This window comes from Prosthecobacter sp., assembly GCF_044222565.1.
Lineage (GTDB): Bacteria > Verrucomicrobiota > Verrucomicrobiia > Verrucomicrobiales > Verrucomicrobiaceae > Prosthecobacter.
In genome coordinates, this window is sequence record NZ_JBGANA010000001.1 from 419,259 (window position 1) to 439,014 (window position 19,756).

20 protein-coding genes are annotated in these 19,756 nt (G+C 59.3%); 12 read left to right on the plus strand and 8 right to left on the minus strand.

What is annotated here, in order from left to right:
* Positions 1-6: 6 nt before the first annotated feature.
* The 4 genes from ACILSR_RS01620 to ACILSR_RS01635 all read left to right on the plus strand — a co-directional run bounded on the left by ACILSR_RS01620 (position 7) and on the right by ACILSR_RS01635 (position 3,347).
* Positions 7-567 (plus strand): hypothetical protein, encoded by a 561-nt coding sequence (locus ACILSR_RS01620; RefSeq protein WP_395747971.1) that lies wholly within the window; start codon positions 7-9, stop codon positions 565-567.
* Positions 564-956 (plus strand): hypothetical protein, encoded by a 393-nt coding sequence (locus ACILSR_RS01625; protein WP_395747972.1) that lies wholly within the window; start codon positions 564-566, stop codon positions 954-956. The genes ACILSR_RS01620 and ACILSR_RS01625 overlap by 4 nt, the downstream gene beginning before the upstream one ends.
* On the plus strand, positions 953-1,753 hold the full coding sequence (locus tag ACILSR_RS01630) for a sterol desaturase family protein (RefSeq protein WP_395747973.1): 801 nt from the start codon (positions 953-955) through the stop codon (positions 1,751-1,753). Before ACILSR_RS01625 ends, ACILSR_RS01630 begins: the two co-directional genes overlap by 4 nt.
* Before the next feature lie 124 nt (positions 1,754-1,877).
* Complete coding sequence (locus tag ACILSR_RS01635) at positions 1,878-3,347, plus strand: DUF1501 domain-containing protein (RefSeq protein ID WP_395747974.1); 1,470 nt, start codon at positions 1,878-1,880, stop codon at positions 3,345-3,347.
* Positions 3,348-3,400: 53 nt separating this feature from the next.
* Here the strand turns inward: ACILSR_RS01635 and ACILSR_RS01640 are convergent, their stop codons facing one another.
* Entirely contained in the window at positions 3,401-3,952 is a 552-nt protein-coding gene (locus tag ACILSR_RS01640) for a lipocalin family protein (RefSeq protein WP_395747975.1), read from the minus strand.
* Positions 3,953-4,010: 58 nt separating this feature from the next.
* Between ACILSR_RS01640 and ACILSR_RS01645 the strand changes: the two genes are divergently transcribed.
* A complete protein-coding gene (locus tag ACILSR_RS01645; RefSeq protein WP_395747976.1) occupies positions 4,011-4,424 on the plus strand; it encodes a DUF2071 domain-containing protein in 414 nt (137 codons plus the stop codon).
* Positions 4,318-4,749, plus strand: a complete 432-nt coding sequence (locus ACILSR_RS01650) for a DUF2071 domain-containing protein (protein ID WP_395747977.1) — start codon at positions 4,318-4,320, stop codon at positions 4,747-4,749. The genes ACILSR_RS01645 and ACILSR_RS01650 overlap by 107 nt, the downstream gene beginning before the upstream one ends.
* On the opposite strand, the gene ACILSR_RS01655 is transcribed toward ACILSR_RS01650, so the two are convergent.
* From ACILSR_RS01655 to ACILSR_RS01680, 6 genes are all read right to left on the minus strand, one after another.
* Entirely contained in the window at positions 4,739-5,326 is a 588-nt protein-coding gene (locus ACILSR_RS01655; RefSeq protein WP_395747978.1) for a hypothetical protein, read from the minus strand. The two genes, ACILSR_RS01650 and ACILSR_RS01655, sit on opposite strands and share 11 nt — an antisense overlap.
* 31 nt (positions 5,327-5,357) lie before the next feature.
* Positions 5,358-6,734: an APC family permease gene (locus ACILSR_RS01660; protein WP_395747979.1), complete on the minus strand. Its 1,377-nt coding sequence runs from the start codon at positions 6,732-6,734 to the stop codon at positions 5,358-5,360.
* A 4-nt stretch (positions 6,735-6,738) separates the two neighbouring features.
* A complete protein-coding gene (locus ACILSR_RS01665) occupies positions 6,739-7,977 on the minus strand; it encodes a glycosyltransferase (protein ID WP_395747980.1) in 1,239 nt (412 codons plus the stop codon).
* On the minus strand, positions 7,970-9,259 hold the full coding sequence (locus ACILSR_RS01670; protein WP_395747981.1) for an MFS transporter: 1,290 nt from the start codon (positions 9,257-9,259) through the stop codon (positions 7,970-7,972). The genes ACILSR_RS01665 and ACILSR_RS01670 overlap by 8 nt, the downstream gene beginning before the upstream one ends.
* Entirely contained in the window at positions 9,256-9,924 is a 669-nt protein-coding gene (locus tag ACILSR_RS01675) for a hypothetical protein (RefSeq protein WP_395747982.1), read from the minus strand. Before ACILSR_RS01675 ends, ACILSR_RS01670 begins: the two co-directional genes overlap by 4 nt.
* A gap of 82 nt (positions 9,925-10,006) precedes the next feature.
* Positions 10,007-11,182, minus strand: a complete 1,176-nt coding sequence (locus ACILSR_RS01680) for a PQQ-binding-like beta-propeller repeat protein (protein ID WP_395747983.1) — start codon at positions 11,180-11,182, stop codon at positions 10,007-10,009.
* A 131-nt stretch (positions 11,183-11,313) separates the two neighbouring features.
* Here ACILSR_RS01680 and ACILSR_RS01685 point away from each other — a divergent pair, with 131 nt between their 5' ends.
* From ACILSR_RS01685 to ACILSR_RS01700, 4 genes are read left to right on the plus strand one after another with little or no spacing between them, the layout of a single operon-like run.
* Entirely contained in the window at positions 11,314-13,110 is a 1,797-nt protein-coding gene (locus ACILSR_RS01685; RefSeq protein ID WP_395747984.1) for a sulfurtransferase, read from the plus strand.
* On the plus strand, positions 13,107-14,327 hold the full coding sequence (locus ACILSR_RS01690; RefSeq protein WP_395747985.1) for an AGE family epimerase/isomerase: 1,221 nt from the start codon (positions 13,107-13,109) through the stop codon (positions 14,325-14,327). Before ACILSR_RS01685 ends, ACILSR_RS01690 begins: the two co-directional genes overlap by 4 nt.
* A gap of 58 nt (positions 14,328-14,385) precedes the next feature.
* The gene (locus tag ACILSR_RS01695; RefSeq protein WP_395747986.1) at positions 14,386-15,438 is read left to right on the plus strand and encodes a type IV pilus twitching motility protein PilT; all 1,053 of its coding nucleotides are present in this window, start codon (positions 14,386-14,388) and stop codon (positions 15,436-15,438) included.
* 17 nt (positions 15,439-15,455) lie between these two features.
* Complete coding sequence (locus ACILSR_RS01700) at positions 15,456-16,550, plus strand: type IV pilus twitching motility protein PilT (protein WP_395747987.1); 1,095 nt, start codon at positions 15,456-15,458, stop codon at positions 16,548-16,550.
* A 69-nt stretch (positions 16,551-16,619) separates the two neighbouring features.
* Here the strand turns inward: ACILSR_RS01700 and ACILSR_RS01705 are convergent, their stop codons facing one another.
* Positions 16,620-16,799 carry a hypothetical protein gene (locus ACILSR_RS01705; protein ID WP_395747988.1) on the minus strand — a complete coding sequence of 60 codons (180 nt, stop codon included), beginning with the start codon at positions 16,797-16,799 and terminating at the stop codon, positions 16,620-16,622.
* A 154-nt stretch (positions 16,800-16,953) separates the two neighbouring features.
* Between ACILSR_RS01705 and ACILSR_RS01710 the strand changes: the two genes are divergently transcribed.
* Both ACILSR_RS01710 and ACILSR_RS01715 read left to right on the plus strand, forming a co-directional pair.
* The gene (locus tag ACILSR_RS01710; protein WP_395747989.1) at positions 16,954-18,297 is read left to right on the plus strand and encodes an OFA family MFS transporter; all 1,344 of its coding nucleotides are present in this window, start codon (positions 16,954-16,956) and stop codon (positions 18,295-18,297) included.
* 154 nt (positions 18,298-18,451) lie between these two features.
* Positions 18,452-19,747, plus strand: coding sequence for an FtsX-like permease family protein (locus tag ACILSR_RS01715; protein ID WP_395747990.1), 1,296 nt, complete (start codon positions 18,452-18,454; stop codon positions 19,745-19,747).
* Positions 19,748-19,756: the final 9 nt, after the last annotated feature.

The window sequence follows — 19,756 nt, forward strand, 5'->3', positions numbered from 1 at the left end:
GACGGCATGAAGGTGCTCTTTCTCGCGCTGGTAGTGGCGGGGAGTGTGGTGCGTTTAGCCGACTGGGGGACCGATCATCGTGCGGACAGCAGCAGTTTCAGACAGTGGCTGGACGAGGGGGGGAACGAGATCGAACGCCAGGCCGCCCCCTTACCGCAGTTACTCTTCACGATGCACTCTTCGATCTATGAGAAGCACACGTATAATATCGAATGGCTGACTGATGAGGAACTTCGACCGTTCCAAGAACGTGTGAATCCCTATTCCTACCTGATGGATCTCACCAACCAAATGGCGGTTCTCGATCCGGCTTTCTGTGTACTGGTGACAACGGATGGCTTAATTACTGACATCGACTGTCGCCCTAAAGATCCCATCCCGGCCTGCCATTGTATTAGACACCGCCGCTTTGACGCAAAGCCCCGCTGGGAGTTCTTCTGGCTGAAGAACCTGCCCGCACCGGCGGCTCTGCATTCCATGTCATTTACCTCAGAAAGCATGTCCGAAAAAGACACGCTGCGTTGGAAAGCCTCCTGGAACCGTTCTGGGGATTTGATGCGATCATGAAAACTTCCTCCCCATTTATTCGCTTCGCGGTGCTGATGTCATCACTAACGCTGCTGATCGTCTATGTGCTCAATTCACAATCCAGACATCGCACGGTGGTGGATTCACATTCCAAATATCAAGCGGTGACCCACTCACAATACAAATATAGCATTGTGCCCTTTGAGCGTGTGATGTTTTCAGGTTCGAAAGCACCTCCCAACCTTTTCTCCACTCACGAAGTTCAAAACGCCATCAACGATGCGAAGAGAAATCCTGCAACCATTGAAGTACTTTCCGCACTCGGGATTCCAGGCATCCCCACTCTCACCTTGTCGCCGTCCAACCCATCTGATGCTGCCACAAATGTTATATCGGATGAGAATGCCACTCCACCGCCAAAGCCATGAACGTCTCTCTGCCTGAGCAAGTTCCTGCCATCATCCTTTCCTCCAGCCTGAGTCTGCTGTTTTTGGTGGTGCTGTTTCGTCCGCTGGAAAAGCTGTTTCCGGCACGGGAGGGGCAGAAGTTTTTGCGACCGGCGTTTTGGACGGATTTGTGTTTTTTGCTGGGGCAGTATCTGCTTTGGAGCGGGCTGGTGTTTTGGGCGCTGGGGCATTTTAGCGACTGGCTGGATAGCATCGTGCCAGCGAATTTTCGGGCGGCGGTGGCGGCGCAGTCGTGGTGGGTGCAGGCCGTGGAGATGGTGGTGCTGAGCGATTTCCTCATCTATTGGGCGCACCGGCTGCAGCATGCGGTGCCGATTCTGTGGCGGTTTCATTCGATCCATCACAGCGCGGAGCATCTGGACTGGCTGGCGGCGCACAGGGAGCATCCGCTGGATACGATCTACACGGTGGGCATCATCAATCTGCCGGGCTTTGTGCTTGGCTTTCCGCTGGAAACGCTGGCGGGCTTTCTGGCGTTTCGGGGGCTGTGGGCGGTCTTCATCCACTCCAATGTGCGGCTGCCGATCGGTCCGCTGGGTATGATTCTCGGGGCGCCAGCGTTGCACCACTGGCACCATGACAAGGCGCGGGATGCGGGGAACTACGCCAACATCTCACCGCTCATGGACATCCTCTTTGGCACTTACCGCTGTCCTGATCACGAGCCGGAGGCCTTTGGCATTCATGAGCCGATCTCCAAAAACTACCTGGGGCAGCTCTGGCACCCCTTCCGCCGTAAAAAGAGGGATACAGCATGATCCTCGCCCTGAGCATGGACTTTCCTGCCCAGACTCGACGATCTACCCCTAAAATGGCAAGATCAGCTCTTCCTTGTCGTACATGCCCCCGATATTGACCTTCCATCTCCACCCCTAGCACACCATGTTCCGCATCCCTGGCGTTCCCGGCAAAGACCTTTGCGACAAAAACCTCGGCTTCTCGCGCCGTGACATTTTGCGCGTGGGCGGAGGTTCCATGATGGGCCTCACCCTCAACAACGTGCTTCGTGGCCAAGCCATGGCGGCGAATTCTCCGAACGCAGGCCGCGCCGGCTGGGGCAAGGCCAAGCACGTGCTTATGATCTATCTCCAGGGCGGCCCTTCGCACCTAGACCTTTGGGACCCTAAGGAAAACGTGCCTGACAAGGTGCGCAGTGCCTTCAAGACCATCCCCACCAAAGTTCCTGGCAAGCACTTCACCGAGATCCTGCCCGGACTCGCGAAGGTGAACGACAAGTTCACCATGATCAATTCAATGAGCTATACGCCGAATGGTCTCTTCAACCACACGGCGGCCATCTACCAGATCATGACCGGCTACACCACGGACAAGGTCAGCCCCTCCGGCCAGCTCGAGCCGCCGAACGCCAAGGACTTCCCGAACTTCGGCAGCAACATCGTGCGCCTGAAGCCGCTGCAGGAGCCCATGCTCCCCTTCGTGCAGCTTCCGCGCCCGCTGCAGGAGTCCAACGTCGTCGGCAAAGGCGGCGGTGCAGGATTCCTCGGCAAGGCCTACGATCCCTACACCCTCTTCCCCGATGGCGATGACCTCGACATGGGCAAGATGGACCGCATCAAGATTGACGACCTCCAGCTCCGCCCGGACCTCTTCAGCGTGCGTCTGGAGCGCCGCGCCAAGCTGCGCGATGCCATCAATGACCAGATGCCGCAGATCGAAGCTGCAGTGAAGGACATGAGCCTGGACAGCTACTACAGCCAGGCACTGAACCTGATTTCCAGCGGCCGTGCGCGCGATGCCTTTGCCCTGGACCGCGAGCCTGCCAAGCTTCGTGACCGATACGGCCGCAACACCTTTGGCCAGAGCTGCCTGCTGGCACGCCGCCTTCTGGAAGCTGGAACGCGCGTGGTCGAAGTCATCTGGCCCAAGGTGGCCAATTCCGACAACCACTCCTGGGACCACCACGTGGGCCTCACGGACCGCATGAAGACAAAGTCCGGCCCCATGCTGGACCAGGGTCTCAGCGCACTGTTTGAAGACCTCGATTCCAGCGGCCTTCTCGATGAAACCATTGTCGTCGCCCTCGGCGAATTCGGACGCAGCCCTGAGAAGGGCGTGTCCACCAGCGGCAACGGCAACAGCGCCGACGGCCGTGACCACTGGCCTTACTGCTACACTGCTGTCGTGGGTGGTGCCGGCATCAAACGCGGTTACGTCCATGGCAAATCCGATGCAACCGGCTCCGCTCCCGCCGAAGACGCCGTGCATCCCACCGAGCTCCTCGCCACCATCTACCACGCCGTCGGCATTGATCCCGAGACGATTGTTTACAATCACCTCAATCAGCCGCGTGAACTCGTGAAGGCCAAGCCAGTGACGAAGCTGTTTGCGTAATCCGGATCGATCCTGTTTCTCACGGCCCTCGGCGAGTCATCGCCGGGGGCTTTTTATTTCTTCTGTGCCACTTTCTCAAATTTGCTGACGTCATACCCTTGCTTGAATAGGCGATCCAGGATGCCCTGGTAGGTGTGCTCATCCATCGTGGGACTCTTGCTCAGCACCCAGCCGAGCTTCCTCTTGGGGTGGCCCACAACGCTCCAATGGTAGTTCTTGTCGAGATCGATCACAAGATAGGGTGAGCGAAGGGGCCAGATGAACTGCACGCGCCACTCTGCATTTGTCTGCATATTGTACACCCAGGCCAGCGCCTTCCATTGCTGGAGGGGGGCGTCCAGGCTGCCTTTGTGGAAGAGGAAAGCGTTGTCGATCCTGCCATCAGGGCGCAGCTGGTAGCGGTCAATGGTTCCAACCTTGCCCTTCTCCAATGAGTTGGGGAGGTGGGAGATGACGTACCAGTCTCCCATATAGCGTTTGAGATCCACGAAGGGCACGGTTCGAAGAGGTGGTTTTTTCATGGCGCAGGATGAAAGCCCCGTAAGAGCCAGCAGCAGCAGCGTCGGTGTGACAAATTTCAGGCGGGTGGGAATTCGGGCAGTCATTTTGTCGAAATCGTTTCTCCCTGACGCCACGCGCGTATGCAGTATGTCTGCCCACCTCATGCAAGCGCCCACACTAGAATCCCGCCTCGCCTTCCGCGAGCGTCCGAAGCGTGCGCATGTGATGTACCAGTCCTGGGCCAGCCTGCTCTTCCTGCACTGGCGCTGGAATGCGGATGTAATTCAGCGCACGCTGCCTCCAGGCTTGTATGTGGACACGTTTGAAGGCGATGCCTGGCTGGCCATCGTGCCCTTTTACATGCGGGGAATTCGTCCGCGGTTTCTGCCTGCTGTGCGGGGCATCAGTGACTTCCTGGAACTCAACGTACGCACGTATGTGCATGATGAGGAAGGGCGGCCTGGTGTGTGTGTGGTTCTACTCGCTCGACTGCAATCAACCGCTCGCGGTGTGGACGGCACGCACGTTCTTCCATCTGCCCTATCAGAATGCACGCATGAGTGCAGCAGAGGATGATGGATTCATCGACTACCGCTGCCAGCGACGGGGTGAGTCCAGTGCATCGCACTTTCGTTATTGCATCGACGCTGAAGTGCAGGCCGCCGAGGCTGGCACGCTCGCCTTTTTTCTGGCCGAGCGTTACCTGCTTTTTTCACGGACTGCACGCGGCATCCGCTGCGGGCAGGTAAATCACGCGCCGTATCCGCTCGCGAAGGCAAGCCTGGAGGCATGGGATGCAAATCCCCTTCTGCAGGCCGGGTTTGCCGATCCGCAGCGCCCACCAGATCACATCATTGGCTCGCCAGGAGTCGATGTGGCGGTGTATCCTCTTAGCGCATGAATACCGAGATGCCTTCCTCGACGAGGGGCTTGGCGGCGCGCAGTTGTTTGTCGTTGGAGGAGAGCTGCTTGTCGCCGCTGAGGTAGGGAGGGATGTTTTCGACGGAGGGATTGAAACGGATGCTCACTTTGCCCGCCAGTTTGCCCCCGTCAAAATTGGCGTAACCGCCGTAGTCCCACTCAAAGCCAGCGATCTTGAAGGGCCTGCCGTTGATTTTCTCCACTTCCTCGACCGTCATGCCGGCCTTGAGACCGTTCTCAAACTTCCAGGCCTTGCCGATCACGCGAATGTCGAACACGACCTTCTTCTTCTCGTTGTCCGGGTCCCAGACGATCTCTAGTTCACGGTCGGTCTCAGCGAACAACTTGGCTCCTTCGATTTCCTCGCCTTCCGCACCGGAGATCTTCTGCTGCTTGAGGCTGTCCTTCCCGTAAGCGTGCTCGATGTCGGCGGCGGTCATGCCGGGCTTGATCAGTCCAACGCGTTTGCCGAGGATGATGGTGTTGTCCTTGGGATCCAGTTCATCGGCATGAAGGAAGACGGCGAGAAGCAGCAGGCAGGAGAGGATTCGTGTCATGCGGGAAATACATCGGCACAGCGCCTCCAAATCAAGTGTCTTTTGTCCCCGCAAATGGCCAGCGCCGGATCTTCCAGCTCCAGACGAGAAAAGCCACGCCACCCAGAAGCAGCGCCGCCATTCCATAGATCACGAGTACTCGGTCCGTGGTGAAAAGCAGATACGCCCAGCCCATCAGGGCCATCAGCGCCGGCAGTGGATAGAGCCACATGCGAAATGGACGCTCCAGTTCCGGCCGCACACGCCGCAGCAAAATCAGCGCTCCAATCTGCCCGCCAAACTGCACCACGATGCGCGTGGTCAGCAGGGCATCGATCAGTGTCCCCAGCTTCACAAAAGTGGCCGCCGCGGCAATGACGCCGATGACCATCAGGGACACATGGGGGAAACCCAGGCGAGGATGAAGGCGGCCAAAGAGTTTGAAGAAGCTGCCGTCCCGCGCCGCAGCATACGGAATGCGTGAATAGCCCAGCAGCATGGCAAAGCAGCAGGCCACCATCGTCCACAGCACGAGCACGGTGAAGACCTGCGCAAAGTCGGTGCCGTAAATCTTCGCCATCATCATGGTAACCACGGGTTTGCTCAGCCCTTCCGTGCTCACCAATTCGCGCCAGGGCACCACGCCGATGATCGACAAGTTCACGGCAAAATAGATCAGCGCCACCAGCACAAGGCTGAGCATTACTGCGCGTGGGATTACCTTGCCGGGCTGCCTCACCTCATCGCCGATGAAACAGATGTCGTAGTAGCCCAGGTAATCATACATGCCAATGCGAGCTGCAGCCCCAAGTGCGCCCCATTTGAAGGCGTCTAGATGCCAGGCATCGGGCGGAAAATCGAAGGCCAGTTTCGAGTCAAAATGCAGAACTCCTGTGACGATCACCACGACCATGGCCAGCAGCGCACCGCCCCACAGGGTGATCAATATTTTGCCGATCGATTCAATGCGCCGGTACAACAAAAAAATCACAAGCAGGCCTGCGCCAGCACCAGCGCACAACCGGGTGAACTCGCTGCTCTGCGGCCACAGCGGCTGCAAGTACTGCGCCACTCCCACATAGGCTGTGGCGAGTTCCAAAGGCCCGCTGAGAATGAACTGCCAGATGAACAAAAAGCCCATGAATCGACCCCATTTTTCCCGTCCATAGCCTTCCCGCAGATAAACATACGAACCGCCGGATTTCTGAAGCATGGCTCCCAGCTCGCTCCAGACCAGCCCATCGGCCAGGGCAAGCACCAACGCCACCCCCCAGCCAAGCATCGACTGTGGTCCGCCCATCGTCAGCATCAGCGCCGGGATCGTGATGAATGGCCCGGCACCGAGCATGTTGGACATGTTCAGTGCAGTCGCCTGCAGCAGGCCAAATCTGCGTTCGGGCACTTGGGAGCTGGGCGAGGTGGAATCCATTCCGTTACTTCAGGCGCGATTCGATCCACTTCATCACGTCTTCTGAAGATGGCCCTTGTCGCAGCTTCGTTGCGCACTCCAATGCAGCCTGGCGAATCTGGCTTGAGTTCATCAGGCGCTTGAGCTCACGCGTCACCCGTTCGGGTTTGAATTCCCGCACGCTGAGGCCGACTCCGGCTCCCAGTCGCTCCAGACGAGCCGCATTGTCAGGCTGGTCATGCGCCATGGCCATGATGAGCTGCGGCACACCGGCTGCCAAGCCTTGGGACAAAGTGCCGACCCCGCCATGATGCACGAAAACCGCCGCATGTTTCAGCAGCGTGCTGAACGGCGCGTAGTCAACGGTCAGAACGCTTGCCGGCAAATTCGGCGGCACCTGGCCCGGCTCTCGGGTGACAAAAACCGCTCGGCAGCCAGTGCGCTGCACGGCTTCCGCCGCCACCGCAAAGAAACGTGCGGCCTGCACGTTGGCGCTGCCAGGGGTGAACACCACAGGTGCCTTTCCCTCTGCCAGAAACGTTTGCAATTCAGGTTTGAGCGCCTGTTCCTTGGCCAGATCCTCAAGCGGAAAAGTCCACTGCAGCAGATTCTCCGGCCAGTCCGGCTGCGGCCTGGCAAACCACTCCGGAAACAAGGCCAGCACGCCATCCGGCGAGTCCCACCACTCCCGCCAAAGGCCGCGCGGAGGTTTGACGCCATTCGCCAGGCAGATGCGGCGCACTTTCGGCAGGGCGAAAAGATCAGCGGGGTTTGGCAGGGAGAAAAACAGCTTCTTGAGCCACACAGGCAGGCGGTTAAAAAAACGCATGGACGGCAGCAGCAGAGGCGTCTCGTGCACGCTGAGGAAAACGGCGGGCTGCAAATGCACGGTGATCAGCGGAATGCCGTGCTTTTCACGGGCGAGCCTCCCGGCAAAGGCCGTCATCGGCGCGAGCATGAGATCGACTTTGCCGCAGCTCTCGATGGCGGCGAGGTAGGGCTCCACCGATTTGGCGGCGAACTCAAAGACGATCTTGGTGCCGATGCCAGACTGCCAGATGCGTGGGTCGCGGATCATGGACTCAAACTCGTCCCTCTCTCCCAGCGCGATGAATTCCAGCCCCGCCTTACGTGCATTGTCTTCAAACAAACATGCCGTGATCATTCTCACACGATGCCCGCGCGCCATGAGCAGCCGTCCCAGCCAGATGAAGGGAAACACGTCTCCGGCGCTGCCGAATGGAAGCAGAAGTATCTCAGCCATGATTGCTGTTGAGCATGCCACGCGACCATCGTTTAAGCAACGCAGGCAGAGCCAGCGGGCGTGACATGGTCACATAGATGCCGCCGATCACCGCACTCCCACCACAGAACCAGAAGATGTCTCCCGGCGTCCAGCCCAGTCGTGTGTTCAGCTCCTTTTGCAATACGGCGGCTGCGCAGATGCCCACCCAGGACAGCCACGAAGCCGCCCCCTGCACCGATCCTTTGCGATCTGCCGGCGGACGATGCTGCAGCACCGCGGCCAGCGGCACGATGAACATTCCGCCACCAATTCCCAGGAGTGTGAGGCACAAGGTGAAGGCTGCCTTGGGAATGTCCGTCCAGCCCAGAGCAAAACCCATGGCGGCCATGAGAAAGGCGCCGAGCGGAATGAGGCCATACTCGACGTGATCGCCGCTCAGCTTTCCGGCGAGCAGACTGCCTGCGGCCATACCGACCGCCAGCGCCACCTGCAGTGCGCTGTTTTCCATGGGCTTGATGTGCAGCACCTGTTCCGCATAGAGCACCAGGTTCATCTGGATGAGAACTGCGATGAAGAAGAAGCCAGTATTGCCGAGATTGGCGCGCCAGAGGTCGCTGTCCTTGCGCATCCATTTAAACTCTCGCCATAGGTCTCCGAGAAAATTCAGCCGCAGGGGCTTGTCAGGACTCGCCGCAGGCACGCGTGTGATGCCGAGGCTCATCAGCCAGCCAACCATCGCAAGTCCGAGAAGGATGCCGCCTGACCTCGCAGGCTTGCCCGCAAAGCTCTCCGCCAGCCATGCGGCGGCGAGTGTGCCAAAGATCGCGGCGAGAAATGTAAGCATCTCGATGACACCATTGGCCCACGAGAGTTTCGCCGGAGGCACCAGCTCTGGCAGCGAGCCATATTTGGATGCGGCAAAGAACGCGCTATGCACCCCCATGAGGCAGATGCTCGCGAGTTGCAACCCCATCCGGCCTGAAGCCAGCGCATAGGTGGCGAAGATCATGATGCCGACCTCCATCGTCTTCACGCCTATCATCACCTGGCGCTTGCTGAAGCGGTCTGCCATCCACCCACCCAGCATGGACAGCAGCAGGAAAGGAATGGCAAAGTACATGCCAGAATCTGACACCAATGCCTGCAGCTGATCCTCCGGCATCTTTTGCGCGATCACAAGATAGATGACCAGCCATTTGAGCACGTTGTCGGAAAAAGCGCCCTGAAACTGGGTGCCCATCAGGCTCCAGAAGCCGCGCTGCCACTGAGTTTCGAGGGCGGGAGGAGAGGAGGCATTCATGCGCGTTTGGTGGCAGCTTGTTCAGGCGAAGGGCAGACTTTGTTCAAGACGAAATGCGTCGGCACAAAGACAACGATGATGAGCACCGCGATCCATGTCAGGAGATACAGCTCCGGGCTCATCCATGTCTGCGGTTTTGCATCGTTCATGCCAAAGACATAGTTCACATTGCGTGGCAGATTGGGGTCCGCGAGGGCTGCACCGGCCTTAGGCAGGAAGAAGAACGCCACAAGGCACAGCCCCATGGAGGCGGCCGTCCAGCCTTTCAGCGCACGTTTATCGTAGCCCACTTTGAAGACGAGATACACGAGCAGAAAAGGCAGCCAGCCGTGGAAGAGGGAAAGGCCGCGAAGGAAGAGCGGCTTGGCACTGTCAAACATGTACGCCGTCATCCCCGTCAGGGTGTAACCGGCCAGCTGCACTAAGTAATCCAAGCACCACAGGGCCTGCGGCAGCAAAATACCAACCGCCGGCATGGAAATGAGCAGCGGGCTCTCCAGCCACATCCCCGCCAGCGTGAGCAGCAGGGCGATGTCGCAGAAATACAGGAAGTTTGTCGGTCCGTAGTGGTACCAGTAAACGGGAATCAAAACCGCCATGAACGCGGTGTAGGCTATTTTGAGCCAGAGAGGGATGAGGCCGGAGAAGTGTGTGCTGGTTTTCATGCGCGTTTGAACTTCCAGCCATTACTTCATGGTGACCAATCGACCATTTGTGAGCTTATATTGAGGAAATAAATAGACCGTCTCACTGGACAGCCAGGCACACCATGGCTCCCGCAGCGTTGCGTACATAGATGTGACCATTCGCGAGCACGGGTGCCGTCCAGCAGCGGCCCGTGAGCACTGGAGTGCGGGAGATGGGCTCAAACTTGGCCGGAATGGCCTTGGCGATGATGAGTTCGCCCTTGGCCGTCATGATGATGAGCTTGCCATCAGCGGCCGTAAGAGAGCAAAAACCCACGCCGGCATCACTCCACTTTTCGGTCCCCGTATCAAAGTCGATGCACTTCAGCACAGCCGCTTTGTCGTAATCCCCGTCACTGCCGTAGAGGTGCCCTTCGAGCAGCACGCAGGAGTTGAACTGGTTTTTCATCAAGCGGTTGCGCCAGATTTCCTTCGGTGGTTTTGACGAAATGTCGAGCACCGCGCAGCCTTTGTTGTAGCCGGTGGAAATGAAGAGCCGGTTGCCGCTGAGGATGGGGTCGGCGGCATTCACGCCGTAGCTGGTGGTCCAAGCATGCTCCCACAGCACAGTTCCGTCCTTGGGTTTCACTCCTTTGTAGGCGCGACCCGAGCTGAGCACGACCTGGGATACTCCATTCACCGTGATGGGGTAGGGCGTGCAGTAGCCGGAGCTGGCCTTGTCGCTGGTCCAAATGGTCTTTCCCGTGGCCTTTTCGACGGCGGTGCCGGCCTTGCCTACGTTGACGATTAAAAGATTGCCCGCGACCAGCGGCGAACCCGCAAAGCCCCAGTCCGGAATGTCCGCCTCAGTTTCCTGCTTGATGTTTTTCTGCCAGACGATTTTTCCCGTGGCCGCGTCAAAGCAGAGCAGATCGCCCCAGCGGCTGAGGTGGTAAGCCCTGCCGTCATCAATCGTTGGCGTGGCTGAGGTTCCGCCTTCGTAGTACTTGTCTCCGAGATCGGCGGCATACGTGTGCTTCCACACCTCCTTGCCCGTTTCCGCATCGAAGCAGAAGACCGTGTCCTTCCCATCCGCATGCCCGGTGGTGTAAACGCGACCGGCGGCCACGGTGAAAGAAGAAAAGCCGATGCCAATCTGGTTTTCCCAGACTTTTTTCACTGCCGTCCCCGCCAGTTTCTCGGTGGAAATGCCGTCGTGATTCGGGCCGCGCCACACCGCCCAGTCAGCGGCCTGAACGCTGGCTGCGGCAACAAGGAAAAGGAACAAAGGTCTCATGCGCGGGAATGGAGCGGGAACGGCAGGAAATGGCAAGCTTGATCTCAATTGCTTTCCACTGTTCCATTCCTGCGACCGACCCACTGTTTTGCACTCGCGATCCGCCTGTTCATGTGCTCTCTCCACTGTCCATGTCAGCCCCCACCGCCACGATCACCAACATTTCCTGCTATCAGTTCGCCGACCTTTCCGGATTGAAGGAGCTGCGTGCACGGCTGCTGGAGCACTGCAAGAGCCTAGGCCTTAAAGGGACGATTTTGCTGAGCACGGAAGGCATCAACATGTTCGTGGCGGGAGCACGGGAAAACGTGGACGCACTGGTCGATGAATTGAGGCTCATACCAGGCTTGGAGGGGCTGAAGCCGAAATACAGCGAAAGCGCGGAGCAACCTTTCCGCCGCATGCTGGTGCGCATCAAAAAAGAGATCATCGCCTTCGGAGTGGATGGCATCGAACCTGCAAAATACACTTCACCAAGATTGGAACCCAAGGTCCTCAAGCAGTGGCTGGATGAAGGCCGCCCGGTCATTCTCTATGACACACGCAATGACTACGAGGTGAAGCTGGGCACTTTCAAAGGCGCGGTTGTGGCCGGGGTCGATTCCTTCCGCGAATTTCCTGAAGCAGTTCGCAAGCTGCCCCCTGAAATGAAGAAAGCCGAAGTCGTGTCCTTCTGCACCGGCGGCATCCGCTGCGAGAAAGCCGCCCCCTTCATGGAGCGCGAGGGCTTTGAGCATGTGTGGCAGCTCGAAGGAGGCATTTTGAAATACTTTGAGGAATGCGGCAGCGCACATTACGAAGGCGAGTGCTTTGTTTTTGACCAACGTGTGGGGGTCGATCCGGGTCTGCATGAGACGGCTTCCTCCCAGTGCTTCGCCTGCCAGACGCCGCTTACAGCCGAAGAGCAGGCTGACCCGCGCTACGTGGCGCATGTGTCCTGCCCCTACTGTTTCAAGACGACCGAGGAGCAGCAGCGCGAAAATCTCGAACTGCGCCACGCCGCGCTACGGAAGGCCGTGACGCCGCTGCCAGGCAGCGTGCCCTATGACCAAACGCGGCCGCTCAATGTACCCGAGGCCTGTGATAACACCACCATTCTCGAGTGCCTCTGCCATGTGATGCCCCACATCCCGCGCGAGCAGTGGCTCGCCGTGTGTGAAGAAGGACGAATCGTGACGGACGACCGGGAGATCGTCCCGGCCCACCAGATTGTGCGTGCCGGAGAGCGCTACCTGCACCTGAAGCCCGCGCAGCATGAGCCGGATGTGAATGCGGACATCCGCGTGCTGTTTGAAGACGAGGCAATCATTGTCCTGAACAAACCCGCGCCTCTCCCGGTGCATGTGGGTGGCAGGTTCAACCGCAACACGCTGCAGTTCATCCTCAACACCGTCTGGCATCCACTGAAGCCGCGCAGCGTGCACCGCCTGGATGCCAACACGACGGGCGTGACCGTGCTGTGCAAGACGCGGCATTTTGCCAGCCTGGTACAGCCGCAGTTTGAGCATGGCGAGGTTGATAAAATCTATCTCGCCCGCGTCAAAGGGCATCCGCCCCAGGATGCATTTGCCTGCGATGCCCCCGTGAGCGGCGAGGCCGGAAAACTCGGCGGCCGCAGCGTGGATGCAGACGGGCAGGAAGCCCGCACGGAGTTCCGCGTGCTGCGTCGCGATGCCGATGGCACTGCGCTGCTGGAGGCTCGTCCGCTGACTGGCCGCACCAATCAAATCCGCATCCACCTATGGCATCTAGGCTTCCCGATCGCGGGAGATGCCGCCTACCTGCCCGGCGGCGAGGTCGGTGACACGCAGACTCTTGCCGTGGGAGATCCCCCGCTCTGCCTTCATGCGCTCCGCATCACCTTCACGCATCCTTTGTCGAAGGAACGCGTGACCTTTGCGGCCGAGCGGCCAGAGTGGGCCAAATGAACCGCACTCTTGCTGATCCCTCTTACCGCCAGACCCTTCAGGCACTCTACCGCGACACGTTGTTGCATGACGTGATGCCGTTCTGGATCCGGCATGGCATGGATCGTGAGTTTGATGGCATCATGACGTCGCTGGATCGTGATGGGTCGATTCTCGACACAGACAAGAGCATTTGGTTTCAAGGCCGCGCCGCATGGACCTTCGCCACGCTTTACAACATGGTGGAAAAACGCAGCGATTGGATTGAGGCGGCCGGCTCCTGCCTGGCTTTTCTGGAGAAGCACGGCTACTCCACGGAGGGAAAGCTTTTCTTTACCGTCACCCGTGAGGGCAGGCCGCTGCGCATGCGGCGCTATGTTTTCAGCGAGGCCTTTGCCGCAATTGCCCATGCCGCCTATGCGAAGGCAACGGGCGACGAAAGCTACGCTGAGCGTGCCAAGCGTGACTTCGCCACCTATTTGAAGTATTCGTTCGAGAAAGGGCTGCTCCATCCGAAGATCGAGCCGAACACGCGGCCGATGATGGGCATCGGCGCGCTGATGATTGGCATCGCCACGGCGCAAGAGCTGCGGGGGAACCTGGGCGACGTAAAGATCTCCGGCCACTCATGCTCGGAATGGGCAGACCGGTTCATCTTGGAGATCCAGCGGTTTTTCTTCAAACCGGACCTTGGTGCGCTGATGGAGGTTGTATCACCCGATGGCTCTCTTATTGACCACTTCGACGGGCGCACGCTGAATCCGGGCCATGCGCTGGAGTGTGCCTGGTTCATCCTGCATGAAGGCCGCTGGCGTGGTGAGAAGAGCTACATCAAGCTCGGGCTGGAAATCCTCGACTGCATGTGGCTGCGGGGATGGGACACGGAGCACGGCGGCATCTTCTATTTCCGCGATGTGAAGGGCAAGCCGGTGCAGGAATACTGGCAGGACATGAAATTCTGGTGGCCGCACAATGAGGCCGTCATCTCCACATTGCTCGCTTGGAGCATCACCGGAGATGCCAAATACGCGCGCTGGCACCAGCAGGTGCATGACTGGAGTTTTGAGCATTTCCCTGACACAGAGCACGGAGAGTGGTATGGCTATCTCCACCGTGATGGTACGCCATCGGTCCGGCTGAAGGGCAACACGTGGAAAGGTCCCTTCCATCTGCCACGCATGCTGTGGTACTGCGGAAAGCTGCTGGAAGACCATGGCGGCGATCCAGATACTTTGTAACAAAAGCCGGAGAGCAGGCTTGAGCACCTGAGCGGCGCCCGCTAGCTTTTGCAAACCCATGGCCATCACTCTCGACGACATCCTCCAAGCCGCTGAAGAACACCAGGCAAGTGACATCTTTCTGCAGGAAGGCGAGGTGCCGCGCATGAAGATCAATGAGCAGCTCATGATCTTTGGCGATGATCCGCTGCTGCTGCCTCACATGGCGGGTCTTTGGCAGGCATGCGGTGGAGACACGCTCAATGACACGGACCGTGACTCCGGCCTGATCTCCCGCACGCACACACGTTTCCGCGTGAATCTGCACAAGGTGCTGGGCCGTATGGCTGCCGTGCTGCGCCGCATCCGCACGGACATCCCCAGCTTGAACACGCTTGGCGCTCCCGACTGGCTGCTGCAGCGCTGGGCGCAGAAGCAGCATGGCATGATCCTCGTCACCGGAGCCACCGGCCAGGGAAAATCAACCACGCTGGCCGCGCTGCTGCAGTGGATGAATGAGAACATCGCACGTCATGTTGTGACGATCGAAGATCCTGTGGAGTACATATTCTCCAACAACCGCTGCCTCTTCACCCAGCGTGAGGTAGGCCGAGACACTCCCACCTTTGCCCGCGGACTGCGCAGCGCCATGCGCCAGGCTCCGGATGTGATTTTCGTGGGGGAAATCCGCGATCAGGAAACGGCTCTCACCGCCCTCCAAGCCTGCGAGACGGGTCATCTCGTGCTCGCGTCCATGCACTCCGCCACCGTTTCAGACACAATGGAACGCTTTGTGAACCTCTTCCCTCCGGATCAGGTCGGCATGGGTCTGCACCTGCTCTCGCATCAGCTGGTCGGCGTTTTGTGCCAGAAACTTGTCCAGAACGTTCAGGGCAAGCTCGTCCTCCTGACGGAATACATCCAAAACGGCGGCGCCGTGAGAGACTGGATCGCCAAACGTAACATCGGGGACATCACGGATTACCTCAGCCGTGGTAGCGACCCCAACACACGCACCTTCCTGCACTCCACCGTGGCTGCCTATCAGGCGGGCGTGATCTCGGAAGCCGAGGCCGTCGCTGCCATCGGCAACGAGGCTGAATTCCGCCGCGCCGCCCGGGGCATTTCCTGACACTCACTTCACCCATCATGCGTTCCCACGATCTCATCGAATACCTGGCCATGGTCACCAACCAGGGGGGCTCGGACCTGCACCTCAGCGTGGGCGCCGCGCCTACGGGACGCATCTTCGGCCAGCTTCAGCCCCTGACGGACGAGATCCTCGACATCGGCGACATCCGCGAACTTGTTTTCGGTGTGCTGAAGGAAACACAGCGAACCAAGCTGGAGCAGGACTGGGAGCTGGACTTTGCCATTCAGGTGGAAAATCTGGGCCGCTTCCGTGGCAATGCCTGCTACGTGCTCGGCCGCATTGAGGCCTCCTTCCGCTTCATTCCTGACGTGATTCCCGAGCTGCGTGATCTGGGCCACGGCCCTACGGTGGAAAATCTCTGCGGCCTGCGCGACGGACTGATCCTCGTCACCGGCACCAGCAATTCCGGCAAGACCACCACGCTCAGCTCGATGACGCAGCACATCTCCCGCGAGCGTCAGGTCAACATTGTCAGCATCGAAGACCCCATCGAATACGTGTTCAAGCATTCGCGCAGCCTCGTACGCCAGCGTCAGGTGGGCAGCGACACCCACAGCTTTGCTCAGGCCCTGCGCAGCGCCTTGCGCCAGGATGCCAATATCATCATCGTCAGCGAGCTGCGCGATCTGGAGACCATCCGCATCGCTCTGACTGCCGCGGAGACGGGCCACCTTGTCATCAGCACGCTGCACACACAGGATGCTCCTTCCACCGTCATGCGCGTGCTGGACGCCTTTCCGGAGGACCAGCAGGACTTCGTGGCCTCCCAGCTGGCCAACTGCCTGCAAGGCGTCATCTGCCAGAATTTGATGCCGCGTCTGGACCAGGACGGCCGCGTGATGGCCTCGGAAATCATGGTCAACAATCAAGGTATCGCCTCATGCATCCGCTCCCGCCGACTGCAGCAGCTTCCCAGCCTGATCCAGATCGGTGCGAACGATGGCATGCATACCATTGACGACAGCGTGACGCACCTGGCCATCCACGGCTTCATCTCCCTCGACGACGCGCTGCTGCGTGCCCGCGACAAAGATTTCGTCACCCTAGGCTATGAGCGCAAGATGCGGGAGCGCGAAGGCCGGCAGCGCTGAAAATATAAAAGCGGAGCCAGTTTCCCGGCTCCGCTTTTCAGATGCTGAGGACCTCAGCACGGGGAATTACTACTTGTTCTTGGCGTCAAACTTGGCTTTGCACTTTTCACAGCAGAAGGCGACGGTTTTGCCGTCTTTGTCTTTGCTGGTAATGCTGGAGTCAGCAGGCTTGCCGCTGACGGGGCATTTGTCGGCAGCCATGGCGACGGAGGCGAAGGAGAGGGCGCAGATGGTAAGCAGTGTTTTCATCGAGGTGGAGTGGGTGGATTGAACCCGGCAAATGTCACCGGGCAGTGCTCAGAACGTGCAAAACCGCTCGTTTCTTGTCATTCTTCATTCTTTCCTTGTCTGAACAACCGGCTCCCCGTTAGGTTTTTTGTTCGATCTCCAACCACGATCAACCATGAGTTTTCTCTCCCGCGAAGCCACCGTTGCCCCGCCCGGATTCAGCCGCTGGCTCGTCCCGCCCGCAGCCATTGCCGTGCACATGTGCATCGGCCAGGTGTATGGCTTTAGCGTGTTTAAGAAGCCGCTCGCCAGGGTGCTGGGCGTCACAGCCCCGGTCACTGGAGACTGGAGCGAGGCAGATGTGGGCGTGGCCTACTCCATCGCCCTCGCCCTTCTGGGGCTGTCTGCTGCTGTCTTTGGAAAGTGGGTGGAACGCAGCGGCCCGCGCAAAACGATGATGGCCAGCATGATCTGCTTTTGCAGCGGCCTGGTCATTACCGCCATCGCAGTGCGCTTGCACCAGCTCTGGCTGCTGTATGCCGGCTATGGTTTGATCGGCGGCATCGGCCTGGGGCTGGGCTACATCGCGCCAGTCTCCACTTTGATGAAGTGGTTTCCCGACCGCCCCGGCATGGCCACGGGTATGGCAATCATGGGCTTTGGAGGCGGTGCGCTGATCGGCGGTCCGCTGGCCGAAGAATTGATGAAACGCTTTGCCTCAGCCAATTCAGTGGGAGCCAGCGAGGCCCTGCTGGTGATGGCAGGCCTGTACGTCCTTTCCATGCTCTTCGGTGCGCTGATCGTGCGAGTGCCACCCGAAGACTGGACACCGAAAGGCTGGGTGCCAAAAGAGCACACGGCAAAACTTGTCACGACGGCCAGCGTGGCGGTGGACACCGCTTGGAAGACGCCGCAATTTTGGCTGCTCTGGGTTGTGCTCTGCATGAACGTAAGCGCCGGCATCGGCATTTTGGGGCAGGCCGCGCCGATGATTCAGGACATGTTCAAGGTCACACCGGCGGCGAGCGCGGGGTACGTGGGCCTGCTTTCCTTGTGCAATCTGGGGGGCCGCTTCTTCTGGTCTTCCATGTCCGACCTCATCGGGCGCAAGGGCGTCTACTGCATCTACTTCATTCTCGGTGCAGCACTGTATGCCAGCGTTCCATGGATTCAGGGCCAGGGCAGCGTCACGCTCTTCGTCATCGCCACCGGGCTCATCCTCACCATGTACGGCGGCGGTTTTGCCACCATACCCGCCTATCTGCGGGATCTGTTTGGCAGCTACCAAGTCGGTGCCATTCATGGCCGTCTCATCACCGCCTGGTCCATGGCGGCCATCATCGGTCCGCAACTCATGGACCGGCTGTCCGCGGCAAACAAAAAAATCATGCCGCCAGAACAGGCCTACAATTCGATCTTTTACCTCCTCGTCGGCCTGCTTATCGTCGGTTTGCTCGCCAATCTGCTCGTCCGTCCGGTGGACTCCAAATACCACCGTGCTGAAAACACCCAGTCCTGATTCGCCATGAAAACCGTCCTCCTTCTCGTCGCCTGGGCCTGGGTGGCCCTGCCCCTCAGCTGGGGTGTGTATCAGTCCGTGCAGAAATCATTGCCGTTGTTTGGCATCACGGCAGTTGCGAAATAGCCCGGGCATCGCTTTGGTGCGCCACCCCATGCTTTCGAACGCCACCCTCTTCCTCGCCCGCCGCTACTTGCGCGCGAAGCGTTCGTTTGTCTCCGTCATCACCATCATTTCCATCCTCGGCGTCGCCCTGGGAGTGCTGACCATGATCGTAATCAGTTCGGTGATGAAAGGTTTTGAGGGCGAGTTCCGCAAAACGCTCATCGGTTCAGAGCCGCACATCCTGCTGCATCCCGAAGGCAAAAAGCCCACCGACGCTAAAACCGCGGCCGATGTGCTGGCCAAAGTGCAGCAGCAGCCGGAGGTGCTGACCTCCAGCACCTACATCAACAGCGTCATGTATGCGGAGCGCGACGGCCGGCAGTCTGGCATGGACGTGCTGGGCCTGCCTGAGGATGGCGCTAAGTTTTACATGACCAAGGTCGCCAAAAACAAGGCGGAGGGTTCTCTGGACCTCGTGCCTGGCGGCGTTGTGTGCCCCGACTACGTGGAAAGGGAGCTCAATGCGCGGCCCGGAGACAGCATCAGCGTGTATGCCTCCAGCAACGTCACCAGCGCCGTGAAGCGCTACCACGCCGCCATGGACATGCAGGATGAAACAAAGCGTCAGGCGGCGTATGACGAGATCAAGCTCCACCCAAAGGAGATTCGCATGGTGGGCAGCATCCGTGCAGACACGGGCGGAGCTTATGGCTATGTCACCCTGACCACCGCGCAGCAGATCTTCGGCTTTGGCGACAAGGTCAGCGGGGTTCTGATTGAACTCAAGCAGCCCAGCGAGGTGAAGGAAGTGAGCAAGCGCTTTGCAGCAGCGGGCATCGTCCCTCCTGGCTGGAGCGCCTCCCTGTGGACGGATGCCGGAGATGCCAGACTCGCCGCGATGAGCAATGAGCGCGTGATGATGTGGATCGTGCTTTTGATCATCGCCGTTGTCGCCGCGTTTTCTGTCATGAACACCACCATCACCGTCACCATGCAGAAGCGGCGGGAGATCGGCGTTCTCACCGCGCTGGGCTCATCGCAGAGCCAGATCGTGGGCATCTTTGTCTCCCAGGCGGCCTTCGTCGGCATGCTGGGCACTGTGCTCGGTCTCGTGTTCAGCGGCGTGGTACTGCGCTACCGTGATGAGATACGTCTGGGAATCGCTGTTCTAAACGGTGGCGGCGAAGCCGACCCTGGCATGTTTCTGGCCACCATTCCGGCACAGATCGAGCCCTGGTTTATCGCCGTCACCTGCCTGGGTTCCATCACCCTCTGCCTTCTCGCTGCGCTGCCCCCTGCATGGCTGGCCGCGCGCGTCGATCCCGCCGTCGCGCTCCGCGATTGACCCACTCAA

Excerpts from the sequence above, each read along its gene's own strand:
- ACILSR_RS01620 (WP_395747971.1), top strand. The coding sequence starts at position 7 with ATGAAGGTGCTCTTTCTCGCGCTGGTAGTGGCGGGGAGTGTGGTGCGT.
- ACILSR_RS01625 (WP_395747972.1), top strand. The coding sequence starts at position 564 with ATGAAAACTTCCTCCCCATTTATTCGCTTCGCGGTGCTGATGTCATCA.
- ACILSR_RS01630 (WP_395747973.1), top strand. The coding sequence starts at position 953 with ATGAACGTCTCTCTGCCTGAGCAAGTTCCTGCCATCATCCTTTCCTCC.
- ACILSR_RS01635 (WP_395747974.1), top strand. The coding sequence starts at position 1,878 with ATGTTCCGCATCCCTGGCGTTCCCGGCAAAGACCTTTGCGACAAAAAC.
- ACILSR_RS01640 (WP_395747975.1), bottom strand. The coding sequence starts at position 3,952 with ATGACTGCCCGAATTCCCACCCGCCTGAAATTTGTCACACCGACGCTG.
- ACILSR_RS01645 (WP_395747976.1), top strand. The coding sequence starts at position 4,011 with ATGCAAGCGCCCACACTAGAATCCCGCCTCGCCTTCCGCGAGCGTCCG.
- ACILSR_RS01655 (WP_395747978.1), bottom strand. The coding sequence starts at position 5,326 with ATGACACGAATCCTCTCCTGCCTGCTGCTTCTCGCCGTCTTCCTTCAT.
- ACILSR_RS01660 (WP_395747979.1), bottom strand. The coding sequence starts at position 6,734 with ATGGATTCCACCTCGCCCAGCTCCCAAGTGCCCGAACGCAGATTTGGC.
- ACILSR_RS01665 (WP_395747980.1), bottom strand. The coding sequence starts at position 7,977 with ATGGCTGAGATACTTCTGCTTCCATTCGGCAGCGCCGGAGACGTGTTT.
- ACILSR_RS01670 (WP_395747981.1), bottom strand. The coding sequence starts at position 9,259 with ATGAATGCCTCCTCTCCTCCCGCCCTCGAAACTCAGTGGCAGCGCGGC.
- ACILSR_RS01675 (WP_395747982.1), bottom strand. The coding sequence starts at position 9,924 with ATGAAAACCAGCACACACTTCTCCGGCCTCATCCCTCTCTGGCTCAAA.
- ACILSR_RS01680 (WP_395747983.1), bottom strand. The coding sequence starts at position 11,182 with ATGAGACCTTTGTTCCTTTTCCTTGTTGCCGCAGCCAGCGTTCAGGCC.
- ACILSR_RS01685 (WP_395747984.1), top strand. The coding sequence starts at position 11,314 with ATGTCAGCCCCCACCGCCACGATCACCAACATTTCCTGCTATCAGTTC.
- ACILSR_RS01690 (WP_395747985.1), top strand. The coding sequence starts at position 13,107 with ATGAACCGCACTCTTGCTGATCCCTCTTACCGCCAGACCCTTCAGGCA.
- ACILSR_RS01695 (WP_395747986.1), top strand. The coding sequence starts at position 14,386 with ATGGCCATCACTCTCGACGACATCCTCCAAGCCGCTGAAGAACACCAG.
- ACILSR_RS01700 (WP_395747987.1), top strand. The coding sequence starts at position 15,456 with ATGCGTTCCCACGATCTCATCGAATACCTGGCCATGGTCACCAACCAG.
- ACILSR_RS01705 (WP_395747988.1), bottom strand. The coding sequence starts at position 16,799 with ATGAAAACACTGCTTACCATCTGCGCCCTCTCCTTCGCCTCCGTCGCC.
- ACILSR_RS01710 (WP_395747989.1), top strand. The coding sequence starts at position 16,954 with ATGAGTTTTCTCTCCCGCGAAGCCACCGTTGCCCCGCCCGGATTCAGC.
- ACILSR_RS01715 (WP_395747990.1), top strand. The coding sequence starts at position 18,452 with ATGCTTTCGAACGCCACCCTCTTCCTCGCCCGCCGCTACTTGCGCGCG.